The sequence below is a fragment of the Streptococcus mitis genome, from assembly GCF_003942995.1.
Lineage (GTDB): Bacteria > Bacillota > Bacilli > Lactobacillales > Streptococcaceae > Streptococcus > Streptococcus mitis_CV.
The window spans coordinates 14,575-27,444 of record NZ_RJOH01000013.1 but is presented as its reverse complement, the minus strand read 5'-3'; the positions used below and the strand labels follow the sequence as shown (position 1 = coordinate 27,444).

Here is a 12,870-nt window from a genome sequence, read left to right as displayed (position 1 = left end):
ATCTTATACTCAATGAAAATCAAATATAATCCAAGGTGAAGCTGATGTGGTTTGAAGAGATTTTCGAAGAGTATTAGTCAACTTTTCCACCTTCAACAACTAGGTCATCTGCTTTAGCAGCGTCACCGTAGGTTGGGTGGAGTGTTTTTTCATAGGCCTTGTGGAAGAAGTTTTCTTTGCCTAATTTTTCAATATCTTTATTGATGAAGTCTAGCAATTCTTGGTTGCCTTTTTGAACTGCTGCTGCGATGGTATCTGGATCACCGAGGGAAGTAATTCCAACTTCAAAGCCTTTATTTTCAAGCGCCCAAGCTAGGACTTCAGTATTGTCAGTTGAAAAGGCATCTCCACGTCCGTCAAGAAGGGCTTGGTAGGCATCGCTATATTGGTCGTATTTTTGGAGTTTTACTTCTGGGTGATTTTTCTCAAAATAAGTTTCAGCGGTCGTTCCTTTTGTAACAATCAAGGTTTTGCCTTCTAATTGTTTGACATCTGTAATGAGACCGGTCTTAGGCGATACGACTCCAAGAGAAACTTTCATATATGGAAGGGCAAAATCAACTTGTTTCTTGCGTTCGTCAGTCACTGTAAAGTTGGCAAGAGTAATATCTACCTTGTTTGAAATCAAGTATTCAGCACGGTTGGCAGCGTCGACTGAAACGTATTTAACCTTTACCCCAAGGTCTTGTGCCAGTTGGTTCCCAAGTTCAATATCGTAACCTTGGTAAGAACCGTCATTGTCAACGTAACCAAACGGTTTTTTATCTCCAAACACGGCGACTCGTAGCTCACCGCTTTTTTTGATTTCATCGATTGTGCGAGCCTTGGCAGTGGTTTTACCTGACGATGCACCACCATTTCCACCTGAGCTACAAGCTGTGACAAAGATAAGGGCAAAGGCAAGTGCCAAAACAGTTAAGAGTGGTTTGAATAGTTTCATAAGAATCTCCTTTATAGATATGAGCCAAATTGGCTAAAGTCAAAGACGTTTAAAAATTCCTGGGCTCGTTTGGTTTGCGGATTGGTAAAGAAGGCTTGAGCAGTTCCTTCTTCAGCGATTTTCCCTTGGTCTAGGAAGATAATGCGATCTGCAATGGCTTGGGCAAACTGCATTTCATGGGTTACTAGAATCATGGTACGGCCTTCTTGAGCCAAGTCATTGATAAGTTCCAGAACCTCACGTACCATTTCTGGATCCAGCGAAGCAGTCACTTCATCAAAGAGGATAATTTCTGGATGCATGAGCAGGGCACGGACAATTGCAACCCGTTGCTTCTGTCCACCAGATAATTGACGCGCAAAGCTATGTTGTTTGTCTAGTAAACCGACACGCTCCAGTAGTTGCAGAGCTTCTTCCATTACTTCCTTCTTGTCTCTCCCCTGAGCCTTGATAGGGCCTAGGATGAGGTTTTGTAGGACATCCAGATGGGGAAAGAGTTCATAGCTTTGAAAGACCATGCCAATCTTTTGGCGAACTAGGTGAAAATCTTTTTTATTTTCAACGATAGACTGACCATCCAGCAGGATATCTCCACCTTGAATACTTTCTAAGCCATTGAGGCAACGAAGGAGGGTACTTTTCCCACAACCAGATGGTCCTAGGATAACAACAACTTCCCCTTTTTTGATTTCTAGAGAAAGTCCTTGGAGGATGGGATTGTCTCCGAAGGATTTTTTTAGTTCCTTGATTTCTAAGATAGTTTCAGACATTTAGTTCCTCCAATGTTTTTCTAAGTGAGTGGATAGTTTGGAAATAGGAAAGCAGACTGCGAAATATAAGACTAGAATGGTTCCATAAATCCAAAAGGAAGCAGTTGGGATGGTCAGGCGATTGCTATCGATGATTTGTTGTCCAACCTTTGTAACCTCAACAACCCCTATCAAAACAACCAAGGAAGTGGTTTTAATCATCCGAGTAACCAGATTGATAGCCTGCGGTAGCAATCTTCTCAAGACCTGTGGGATGATGATGTGGTAGTAAAGCTGAACGTTTGTCAAACCTAGTGCCTGTCCACTTTCAAACTGATGCTTAGGGAGGGAAGTGATGGCTCCACGGACCAAGTCCCCCATTTCAGCTGTTCCCCAGAGGGTGAAAACGATAATAGCAGAAGTCTCACCTGAGATATTGATATTAAAGTTTCGAGCCAAGCCAAAGTAAACGATGAAGAGTAGCACCAGTTGGGGCATGATACGGATGAATTCCAGATACAATCGTGTTAAAAATCGTATGATTCTAGAATGGGAGGTCATGATGATTCCCATGACTGTCCCGAATATCATGGATAAGAGGACAGATAGGATGGATATCCCAATCGTAACGCTCAATCCCTGTAAGATTCTCAGGAGATTATTTCCCTGAAAGAGTACTTGGATTCCCGAATCCTGCATGGCGGAGCCTCCTTTCTATCCAGCTAAAGACCAGTGAGATGGGGAGCAACATGATAAGGTAAGCAACTACCAACATAGTTAGCGCAATGTCTGTCTCATAATAGAGTCCAATCAAGTCCTTGGCGACGTACATGAGGTCGGCCAAAGCTACTGCTGAGAAAACAGAGGTTTCCTTGATGAGGAAAATGACATTGGCACTAAAAGACGGTAGGGCCACCGCTGTTGCTTGCGGAAGAACTACATAGCGAAAGACCTGCACAGGTGTCAGACCGATTGCTAATCCAATCTCCTGCTGGGTTTGACTGACGGCTTCCAGCCCACTTCGGAAAGATTCTGCCATATAGGAGCCTCCTAAAAAGACCAGTCCTAAAGCGGCACAGACTTCTGAAGATAGGACAATCCCTATTTGGGGAAGTCCGAAGTAGAGAAAGAAGAGTTGAATCAAAAGGGGCGTATTACGTGACAATTCAATATAGGCTGTCGCTACTTGCGCCAAAACAGGGATTCGATAATGTCGGATGATACTAACGATTAAACCGAGCAGAAAGGATCCCAGAATTCCCCAAACTGCAATATGCAAGGTTAGAAAGAATGCCTTTTGATATAGTGGTAGATATTGTTCAACAATGGACCAATCCAAAAATAGAACCTCCCATCTAGAAATAATACAGTTATTGTAGCACTTAAAATCTTCTTTGGATAATATCTATTTTTTATTGCCGTTATAAGGATTTTTTATCATAGACATAAAATTTCTGAAATTTACAAACAAAATATTTGAAAAGTTTTGAAAAAAGAGTTAAGATATTTTTGTAATATACAAAGTAAACGCTTACTTATTAAGGAGGGCATTTTATGTCATACAAAACAAGCAATGCAGAAGGTCATGTAGATTTCATTAATACCTATGATTTGGAGCCAATGGCGCAACAAGTTATTCCGAAAGCAGCCTTTGGCTATATCGCTAGTGGGGCGGAAGATACTTTCACTTTACGTGAGAATATTCGTGCCTTTAACCACAAACTCATCGTTCCTCATACACTTTGCAATGTAGAAAATCCAAGTACAGAGATTGAATTTGCAGGCGAAAAATTGTCTTCACCAATCATTATGGCACCTGTTGCGGCTCATAAATTGGCAAATGAACAGGGTGAAGTGGCTACTGCGCGTGGTGTGCATGAGTTTGGTTCCCTCTATACAACCAGCTCTTACTCTACTGTAGACCTTCCAGAAATTACGGAAGCCCTTCAAGGGACACCACATTGGTTCCAGTTTTACTTTAGTAAAGATGACGGAATCAATCGCCACATCATGGACCGTGTCAAGGCTGAAGGTTATAAGGCGATTGTATTGACTGCAGATGCAACTGTAGGGGGCAATCGTGAGGTTGATAAGCGTAATGGTTTTGTCTTCCCAGTTGGCATGCCGATTGTTGAAGAATACCTGCCAGAAGGTGCTGGAAAATCAATGGACTTTGTTTACAAATCAGCTAAACAACGCTTGTCTCCACGTGATGTAGAATTTATCGCTGAATACTCAGGACTTCCTGTTTATGTCAAGGGACCACAGTGCCGTGAGGACGTTGAACGTTCGCTTGCTGCGGGAGCATCTGGTATCTGGGTAACCAACCACGGTGGACGCCAAATCGACGGTGGACCAGCTGCCTTTGACTCACTTCAAGAAGTAGCAGAAGCAGTTGACAAACGCGTACCAATCGTCTTTGACTCAGGTATTCGTCGTGGTCAACACGTCTTTAAAGCTTTGGCTTCAGGAGCAGACTTGGTAGCTATTGGCCGCCCTGTTATCTATGGCTTGGCCCTTGGTGGTAGTGTCGGTGTACGCCAAGTCTTTGAACACTTGAATGCAGAATTGAAGACAGTTATGCAGTTATCTGGAACTCAGACCATTGAAGATGTCAAACACTTCAAACTCCGTCACAACCCATACAACCCAACCTTCCCAGTTGACCCACGCGACTTAAAATTGTATTGATAAAAAGATTGCCTCCACTGAATGTGGAGGTTTTTGTTTGTATTTTGAACGTTTTGTTTTAATAAAGGGAAATCGTATCAAAATCTATATAAATATATTTTTCAGTCAAATATCTTGCTAGGGCTTTCATTTTTTGCTATACTGGTGCAGTAATTAAATAATAAAGACATTTGGGGTGCTTTAAGCTGAGATGATACCCATTGAACCTGATACAGTTAAGACTGGCGAAGGGAAATGTGAACAGTTTTTTTCGTATAGCGAAATGAACGATCTAATCTTGTAAGTCAACTCTAATTCTCGATTGTAATTGGAGTTTTTTTGTTTATACAAACTGGATAGGCTTGTTTAGGTAGCTCTCTGCAAATGCCCTCGATGTTCTTTAAAAGTATCAGGTGGAATTACGATTTTGCTTGGTATCTCTTGATATTTTATTGATTACTAAGGAGTAAAGAAAGGAAAAATAAATATGGAAACACAAGACTATGCATTTGAGTCAGGTTTGACCGTTGGAGAATTATTAAAAAGCAGTCAGAAGGATTGGCAGGCTGCAATCAATCATCGTTTTGTTAAGGAACTTTTTGCGGGGACAATTGAGAATAAGGTCTTAAAAGACTACCTAATTCAAGATTATCACTTCTTTGATGCCTTCTTATCCATGCTGGGTGCCTGCGTAGCCCACGCAGACCAGCTTGAATCCAAGCTTCGTTTTGCCAAGCAACTAGGCTTTCTTGAAGCAGATGAAGACGGTTATTTCCAGAAGGCTTTCAAAGAGTTAAAAGTATCTGAGAATGATTATCTGGAAGTGACCTTGCATCCTGTAACAAAAGCCTTTCAGGATCTAATGTATTCGGCAGTGGATTCATCAAACTATGCCCATCTTTTGGTCATGCTGGTCATTGCAGAAGGTCTCTATTTAGACTGGGGTTCTAAAGATTTGGCTCTACCTGAAGCCTACATTCATTCGGAATGGATTAATCTCCACAGAGGTCCTTTCTTTGCAGAGTGGGTTCAATTTCTGGTTGATGAACTCAATCGTGTTGGGAAAGGTCTAGAAGATTTGACAGAACTTCAGCAACGCTGGAACCAAGCAGTCGCTTTAGAATTAGCCTTTTTTGATATTGGCTATGACGCCTAGTGAAGGTTTAGGATATTTACAAATTTGATGAGGTAAATCATTCAATGTAAATGAAAAAATTTCTTAACGAAAGATAGAAATAAATCGAAATCAGTAGATCGTATAAAGTGAAAAGGAAGGATTTCAATATGACAAGTTTAAAATTATNAAAAGAAAAAGCACCTTTGATCATTTGCATAACCAACGATGTAGTAAAAAATTTCACAGCAAATGGATTAGTAGCACTGGGTGCATCACCAGCCATGAGTGAGTTTCCAGCAGATTTAGAGGATTTGTTAAAGTATGCTGGTGGTTTATTAATAAACATAGGAACATTGACAGATGAAAATTGGAAATTATACCAAGCTGCTCTGAAAATTGCAGAGAAATATAATGTCCCAGCAGTTTTAGATCCTGTAGCCTGTGGAGCAGGAGAATATAGAAAAAAAGTAGCAGATGATCTAATCAATAATTACAAACTGGCAGCGATTAGGGGAAATGCTGGCGAGATTGCCTCTTTAGTAGGAATAAATGTGGCATCTAAAGGAGTAGATAGTGCGGGCGTATATAATATTGATGAAATTGCTCTAGCTGCAAACGCTAAGTTTCATATTCCAATAGTAGTAACAGGTGAAGTGGATGCTATTGCGGTTAATGGAGAAGTGGTAACGATTCATAATGGTAGTGCCATGATGCCAAAAGTTATTGGGACTGGATGCTTATTAGGTGCTGTAGTAGCAAGCTTTATCGGGCTTGAAAAAGGTCAAGAATTGAAATCATTAGAAACAGCAATGTTGGTTTACAATATCGCTGGAGAAATGGCAGAAAAACGTCCAAATGGACATCTTCCTGGAACATTTAAAGTTGAATTTATAAATGCCTTATACGAGATTACAGATGAAGATGTAAAGGAATTCAAAAGAGTGAAGTAAAATGTTTCATAAAGAATTACTAAAACTATATTTTATTTGTGGAACGACTACTTGCCAAGGAAAAGATCTATATGCAGTCGTTGAGGAAGCCTTAAAAGGTGGTATAACCTTATTTCAATTCCGTGAAAAAGGTGAGGGAGCCCTGGAAGGTAAAGAAAAAGTCGAATTAGCAATTAAACTACAGGCTCTTTGTAAAAAATATAATGTTCCATTTATCGTTAATGATGATATTGAGTTAGCATTGGAAATAGATGCTGATGGCGTACATGTAGGACAGGATGACCTTGGAGTTGATGAAATTAGAAAATTGATGCCAGATAAAATAATTGGTCTTTCTATAAAAAACGAGGAAGAATTTCAACAATCAAAAGTTGAATATGTAGATTATGTCGGTGTTGGTCCTGTATTTGATACCCAGTCAAAAGATGATGCTGGTGGTGCTATAGGTTATGAAGGTCTTAAATTGATGAGAAAACTATTGCCACAAATGCCCTTAGTTGCAATTGGTGGGATACAGACGAAACATATTAAAGACATTATGAAGACCAATGTTGACGGTGTTTCAATCATTTCAGCAATATCGTATGCAAAAAATATAGAAAAAACTGTTCGGGAAATGAGTGAACAATAGCTATCAATTTTTCCTTGTATTCTGATGGAGTAGGATTTTCTTTTTTCTAAAAAGCTATGCCCAGATTTAGCTCAAATGGCTAATCTATCAAACAAGACATTTGTTTTTTGAAAACGAAAGACTTACTATTTTTGTGAGTGCAAGGCTGTATTTCCAGTTCAATTTCTTGAACTAGAATAAATCATTTGTTAAAATAATTATATAATTAAATAATAAAGACATTTGGGGTGCTTTAGGCTGAGATGATACCCATTGAACCTGATACAGTTAAGACTGGCGAAGGGAAATGTGAAATGGTTTTGTATTTATAGAAACTAACCATCTAATCTTGTAAGCTGAACTCTAATTCCTATCTGTAATTAGAGTTTTTTCTTTTACGAAACTGGATGAAGATGATACAAAGCATTTAGGTAGCTCACCTTGAATACCCCACTTTTCTTTAAAAAAGGAGTTTTTTATGTTGAAAAAATGGCAGTTAAAAGATGTTATCTTACTTGCTTTCTTGTCTATCTTTTTTGGTGGCGTTTTTGTGGGTTCAGGTTATCTGTTTGATATCCTCACCCTGATTTTAGCACCTCTTGGTTTACAGGCCTTTGCCAATGAAATTCTCTTTGGTCTCTGGTGTATGGCTGCCCCTATTGCTGCCATTTTTGTTCCAAGAGTCGGAAGTGCAACGATTGGAGAAGTGCTAGCTGCGCTTGCTGAAGTCCTTTATGGTAGCCAATTCGGTCTAGGTGCCCTTTTGTCTGGCTTGGTTCAAGGTTTGGGAAGTGAACTTGGTTTTATCGTAACCAAGAATCGCTATGAAAGTTGGCTCTCTCTAACTGCCAATAGTATTGGAATTACGCTTGTTAGCTTTGTCTATGAATACATTAAGTTAGGTTACTACGCCTTCTCCCTTCCTTTTGTGCTTTCCTTGCTTGTGGTGCGCTTTATTTCCGTCTTTTTCTTCTGTACTATCTTGGTTCGTGCCATTGTCAAACTCTATCATCAGTTTGCAGCTGGAGGAAAGGCATAGATGGGGCTGGAACTACGAGCGATTCAGTCCCTAATCTTCTCTGAGCCGATTGATTTTACTTTTCATGCGCAAGCCTTTACCTTGTTAGTTGGGAGCAGTGGTTCAGGAAAATCTAGCCTCTTTCAAATGATCGCCCAAGTCAGTTCTCTTCCCTATAGCGGTCAAGTCCTGATAAATGGGAGCGAGTTCAGTCAGCTTTCTATCATCGAACGTGTCCAGACGGTTGGTATCCTCTTTCAAAATCCCAATCATCAATTTACTATGGAGAACTTGTTTGAGGAGCTGATTTTTACCTTGGAGAATATCGGCCATCCCGTTCAGGAAATTGATTCTAAAATAGCAGAGGTGGTCCAGCAATGTCGCTGCAAGGCAATATTGCACCGTCCCATCCATCACTTGTCAGGTGGGGAAAAGCAAAAGGCGGCCTTGGCTGTTCTCTTTGCTATGAATCCTAGGGTCTATCTATTAGATGAGCCCTTCGCTTCCATTGACCGCAAGAGTAGGATAGAGATATTGGAGATTCTAAAAGAGTTGGTCTCTGATGGGAAGACAGTTATTTTGTGCGACCATGATTTATCTGACTATAAAGCCTATATCGATCATATGGTGGAGCTAAGAGATGGCCAACTAAGGGAAACAAATCAACTCCCTTCCTCTGAAATGACACAGACTGTTTCAAAGGAGGTTGCTTCTAGCCCAGAACTATTCCATATGGACCGTGTGACTTGTGAGCTGGATCATCGTCCCCTCTTTTCAATTGCAGATTTTACATTTTACCAAGGAATTTCCTGTATTTTGGGTGACAATGGTGTCGGGAAATCAACCCTCTTTCGGTCTATTCTTCAATTTCAAAAGTATAAAGGACGAATTACCTGGAAGGGGACAGTCCTGAAAAAGAAAAAGAGTTTGTATCGTGACCTAACGGGTGTTGTTCAGGAAGCTGAGAAGCAGTTTATCAGAGCCAGTCTGCGAGAAGAGCTTCAATTAGATGGACCTGATTCTGAAAGAAATCAACTAATTTTCCAAGCTTTACGATATTTTGATCTGGAGCAGGCACTTGATAAGAGTCCTTATCAATTAAGTGGTGGTCAGCAAAAAATTCTTCAGCTCTTGACCATCTTGACCAGCAAGGCTTCTGTGATTTTACTAGATGAACCTTTTGCTGGTTTGGATGATAGAGCCTGCCGTTATTTTTGTCAGTGGATGTTGGAGGATAGAAATCAAGGAAGAAGTTTTTTGATCATTAGCCATCGTTTAGATCCATTGATTTCTGTGGTTGATTATTGGATTGAGATGACTAGTCAGGGTCTCAGTCATGTGAAAGAAGTGACAATTACAAAACCACTCACATCTCAGAGTAGCAATACCCAAGGGGAGGTGAGATAGTATGGTCAAAGTAGCAACCCAGACACCGATTATCAGTCTCTTCTTGCTGATTTTATCCTTGGAAACATCTTTCATTCCTTCGATTGCTCTGAATCTTTCGGTAGTCGCATTTTGTATTCTCTTTATGCTCTATTACCGTCGATTTAAGATGTTGGCTTGGATGATTCTACTAGCCATTTTGCCATCTTTGGCCAACTACTGGGCAGTTCAGTTACACGGAGATGCTTCGCAGGCAGTCATGCTTGGAACGAGGGCCTTTGTGACCGTTTGTATTGGTCTTGTCTTTGTTTCCTCTATTTCCCTAAAAGAGCTTCTTTTGTACTTAGCTCAAAAGGGGTTATCACGGTCTTGGGCTTATGCCTTAATTGTGGTATTCAATTCCTTCCCCCTCATTCAGCAAGAAATCAAGTCTCTCAAGGAAGCTTGCCTATTACGCGGTCAAGAACTGCATGTTTGGTCTCCCTTGATTTACAGCAAGGTTCTGATGACAGTCTTTAGGTGGCGCCATCTTTACCTGAGAGCCCTATCGGCGCATGGATATGACGAACATGCACAGGTGGAGAATCGCTATCGGACTTTTTATATTCCTCAAAGGACAATATTCATCTACCTGCTGTTCTTTTTATTGCTTCAAATCAGTCTATTTTTATAAAGGAGTTATTATGGAATTTACAGATATTGCGATGGAATTATCCAAGGAAGCTTGGCAGGCTTCCTTTCATCACCCCTTTGTTTTACAGTTACAAGAGGGAAATTTAGACCCGTCCGTCTTTCGCTATTACTTGATTCAGGATGCCTACTATTTGAAGGCCTTCTCAGAAGCCTATCACCTCTTGGCTGATAAGACTTCAAACCAAGAGATGAAAAGACTCTTGAAACAAAATGCTCAGAGTCTAGTGGAAGGTGAGTTGTTTATCCGCCAACAATTTTTCAAGGAATTGGAAATCAGCGACCAGGAAATGGAGCAACATCCAATCGCTCCAACCTGCTATCATTATATCTCTCACATTTATCGTCAATTTGAAGAAGCAAATCTAGCCATTGCCTTTGCAAGCTTGCTTCCGTGCCCATGGTTGTACCATGATATAGGCAAGGAACTCAATCTTAAACCATCACCAAATCCTCTCTACCAACAATGGATTGAAACTTATATTACGGATGAGTTGGAGCAGCAGATCAGAGAGGAAGAAGTTTTGGTCAATCAGCTCTATCGAGAAAGTGACGAGACAGACAAGAAAAAAATGCTAGATGCCTTCCACATTAGTGTTCATATGGAAGCTAAGTTTTGGGAAATGGCCTACCAACACCAGACATGGAAGAGCGATTTACAGTCTTTAGAAACAGGAGAAGAATAGAAATATGAGAAAGCACCAATTACAAGTTCACAAATTAACCATTTTATCCATGATGATTGCCCTTGATGTAGTCCTTACGCCTATCTTTCGGATTGAGGGAATGGCACCGATGTCCAGTGTAGTCAATATTCTAGCAGGAATCATGATGGGACCTGTTTATGCCTTGGTTATGGCTACAGTGACAGCCTTTATCCGTATGACGACTCAAGGGATTCCACCTTTAGCTCTCACAGGAGCGACTTTTGGAGCCCTCCTTGCAGGTCTCTTTTATAAGTATGGTCGAAAATTTCACTATTCTGCCCTAGGAGAAATTTTGGGAACAGGTATTATTGGTTCTATTGTTTCTTATCCTGTTATGGTACTTTTTACAGGATCGGCTGCTAAGCTTAGCTGGTTTATCTATACTCCTCGATTTTTCGGAGCAACCTTGATTGGTACAGCGATTTCCTTTATTGCCTTTCGATTTTTAATCAAACAGGAATTCTTTAAAAAAGTGCAGGGATATTTCTTTGATGAAAGGATAGACTGATGCAGGAATTGACAAATCCTTTTCCTCTGGGAACGACTTCCCTCATTCACTGCATTACCAATGAGATTTCTTGTGAGATATTGGCAAATGGGATTTTGGCTCTGGGATGTAAACCAGTTATGGCAGATGATCCCCGTGAGGTTCTTGATTTTACTAAGCAAAGCCAGGCACTCTTCATCAATTTGGGGCATTTGTCAGCTGAGAAGGAAAAAGCTATCCGTATGGCAGCTTCGTATGCAGACCAAGCTTGTCTCCCAATGGTGGTAGATGCGGTTGGTGTAGCAGCTTCATCCATTCGTATGAGCTTAGTTAAAGACCTTTTAGACTATAGACCTACGGTCCTTAAAGGAAATATGTCGGAAATCCGAAGTCTCGTTGGCTTAAAACACCACGGAGTTGGGGTCGATGCGAGTGCTAAAGATCAAGAAACTGAGGATTTACTTCAAGTCTTGAAAGACTGGTGTCAGATTTATCCTGGTATGTCATTCTTAGTCACTGGACCCAAGGACCTCATCGTTTCAAAGAATCAAGTTGCTGTATTGGAGAATGGCTGTGCAGAATTAGATTGGATAACAGGGACAGGAGACTTGGTTGGAGCCTTGACAGCTGTTTTTCTCAGCCAAGGAAAGACTGCCTTTGAAGCTTCTTGCCTAGCGGTTTCTTATCTTAATATTTCTGCTGAGAGAATAGTTGTTCAAGGAATGGGATTGGAAGAATTTCGTTACCAAGTACTCAATCAGCTTTCGCTCCTCAAAAGAGATGAAAATTGGCTAGATGCCATCAAAGGAGACATTTATGAATAGAGAAGCACTTAGACTGTATCTGGTAACCAACCGCTACCAAGATTCCTTGGAAAGTTTTCTTGAAAAGATTGAGAGGGCTTGCCGTTCAGGGGTTACCATAGTCCAATTACGAGAAAAAAATCTCACAACCAATCAATATTATCAACTGGCAAAAGAAGTCAAGGAAATAACAGATGCCTATCAGGTACCCCTGATAATCGATGATCGTTTGGATGTTTGTCTTGCGGTTGATGCTGCTGGTCTGCATATCGGAGACGATGAACTACCAGTTTCGGTTGCCCGACAAGTCTTGGGCCCTGACAAAATCCTCGGTGTTACAGCTAAAACTGTAAAAAGAGCTCTCGAGGCAGAAGAAGGAGGGGCGAATTACTTGGGGACAGGAGCCATTTTCCCGACTACGACCAAGGAAAATGCGCCTATCACCCTGATTTCAACCTTGAAGACAATTTGCCAAAGGGTCGCTATTCCAGTAGTTGCTATCGGAGGCTTGACATCAGAGAATATTGACCAACTTATCGGCACTGGCATAGCTGGTGTAGCTGTAGTGCGTGATTTGATGCAGGCAGAAGATATAGAGGCAAAAACTCAAGCCTTTTTGACAAAGTTGGATGACATTATTTTCTAATTAATACTCAATGAAAATCAAAGAGCAAACTAGGAAGCTAGTCGCAGGTTGCTCAAAGCACTGCTTTGAGGTTGCAGATAAAGCTGACATAGTTTGA

Annotated in this window: 15 protein-coding genes and 2 riboswitches; of the genes, 11 read left to right on the top strand and 4 right to left on the bottom strand. The window is 40.7% G+C overall.

All coding sequences use genetic code 11. From position 1 onward, the window contains the following. Window positions 1–73: 73 nt before the first annotated feature. From D8836_RS08000 to D8836_RS07985, 4 genes are read right to left on the bottom strand one after another with little or no spacing between them, the layout of a single operon-like run. Window positions 74–940: a cysteine ABC transporter substrate-binding protein gene (locus tag D8836_RS08000; protein WP_084929752.1), complete on the bottom strand. Its 867-nt coding sequence runs from the start codon at window positions 938–940 to the stop codon at window positions 74–76. Between the two features lie 11 nt (window positions 941–951). Then, the gene (locus tag D8836_RS07995) at window positions 952–1,710 is read right to left on the bottom strand and encodes an amino acid ABC transporter ATP-binding protein (protein ID WP_084929753.1); all 759 of its coding nucleotides are present in this window, start codon (window positions 1,708–1,710) and stop codon (window positions 952–954) included. Continuing rightward, entirely contained in the window at window positions 1,711–2,388 is a 678-nt protein-coding gene (locus D8836_RS07990) for an amino acid ABC transporter permease (protein ID WP_045611976.1), read from the bottom strand. Beyond that, window positions 2,348–3,028, bottom strand: a complete 681-nt coding sequence (locus tag D8836_RS07985; RefSeq protein WP_045611974.1) for an amino acid ABC transporter permease — start codon at window positions 3,026–3,028, stop codon at window positions 2,348–2,350. The genes D8836_RS07990 and D8836_RS07985 overlap by 41 nt, the downstream gene beginning before the upstream one ends. Window positions 3,029–3,243: 215 nt before the next feature. On the opposite strand from D8836_RS07985, the gene lctO reads away from it, so the two are divergent. The 11 genes from lctO (at window position 3,244) to thiE (D8836_RS07930) (ending at window position 12,773) form a co-directional block, all read left to right on the top strand. Next, window positions 3,244–4,380, top strand: a complete 1,137-nt coding sequence (lctO, locus tag D8836_RS07980; RefSeq protein ID WP_000120723.1) for an L-lactate oxidase — start codon at window positions 3,244–3,246, stop codon at window positions 4,378–4,380. Window positions 4,381–4,541: 161 nt separating this feature from the next. Continuing rightward, a riboswitch (TPP riboswitch) is annotated at window positions 4,542–4,630 on the top strand. A gap of 216 nt (window positions 4,631–4,846) precedes the next feature. Beyond that, the gene (locus tag D8836_RS07975; protein ID WP_045611973.1) at window positions 4,847–5,515 is read left to right on the top strand and encodes a TenA family protein; all 669 of its coding nucleotides are present in this window, start codon (window positions 4,847–4,849) and stop codon (window positions 5,513–5,515) included. A gap of 128 nt (window positions 5,516–5,643) precedes the next feature. Continuing rightward, complete coding sequence (gene thiM, locus D8836_RS07970; protein ID WP_185761620.1) at window positions 5,644–6,426, top strand: hydroxyethylthiazole kinase; 783 nt, start codon at window positions 5,644–5,646, stop codon at window positions 6,424–6,426. A gap of 1 nt (window position 6,427) precedes the next feature. Then, the gene (gene thiE / locus D8836_RS07965; RefSeq protein WP_125393657.1) at window positions 6,428–7,057 is read left to right on the top strand and encodes a thiamine phosphate synthase; all 630 of its coding nucleotides are present in this window, start codon (window positions 6,428–6,430) and stop codon (window positions 7,055–7,057) included. A 213-nt stretch (window positions 7,058–7,270) separates the two neighbouring features. Beyond that, window positions 7,271–7,359: riboswitch (TPP riboswitch) on the top strand. A 155-nt stretch (window positions 7,360–7,514) separates the two neighbouring features. Then, a complete protein-coding gene (locus D8836_RS07960) occupies window positions 7,515–8,075 on the top strand; it encodes an ECF transporter S component (RefSeq protein WP_000915275.1) in 561 nt (186 codons plus the stop codon). Next, entirely contained in the window at window positions 8,076–9,461 is a 1,386-nt protein-coding gene (locus D8836_RS07955) for an ATP-binding cassette domain-containing protein (protein WP_125393656.1), read from the top strand. Window position 9,462: 1 nt separating this feature from the next. Beyond that, entirely contained in the window at window positions 9,463–10,113 is a 651-nt protein-coding gene (locus tag D8836_RS07950; RefSeq protein ID WP_125393655.1) for an energy-coupling factor transporter transmembrane component T, read from the top strand. Window positions 10,114–10,123: 10 nt separating this feature from the next. Further along, entirely contained in the window at window positions 10,124–10,816 is a 693-nt protein-coding gene (tenA, locus tag D8836_RS07945) for a thiaminase II (RefSeq protein ID WP_125393654.1), read from the top strand. A gap of 4 nt (window positions 10,817–10,820) precedes the next feature. After that, the gene (gene thiW, locus D8836_RS07940; protein WP_070478627.1) at window positions 10,821–11,345 is read left to right on the top strand and encodes an energy coupling factor transporter S component ThiW; all 525 of its coding nucleotides are present in this window, start codon (window positions 10,821–10,823) and stop codon (window positions 11,343–11,345) included. Then, window positions 11,345–12,148: a hydroxyethylthiazole kinase gene (gene thiM / locus D8836_RS07935; protein WP_125393653.1), complete on the top strand. Its 804-nt coding sequence runs from the start codon at window positions 11,345–11,347 to the stop codon at window positions 12,146–12,148. The genes thiW and thiM (D8836_RS07935) overlap by 1 nt, the downstream gene beginning before the upstream one ends. Then, window positions 12,141–12,773 (top strand): thiamine phosphate synthase, encoded by a 633-nt coding sequence (thiE, locus tag D8836_RS07930; protein WP_049544388.1) that lies wholly within the window; start codon window positions 12,141–12,143, stop codon window positions 12,771–12,773. Before thiM (D8836_RS07935) ends, thiE (D8836_RS07930) begins: the two co-directional genes overlap by 8 nt. Window positions 12,774–12,870: the final 97 nt, after the last annotated feature.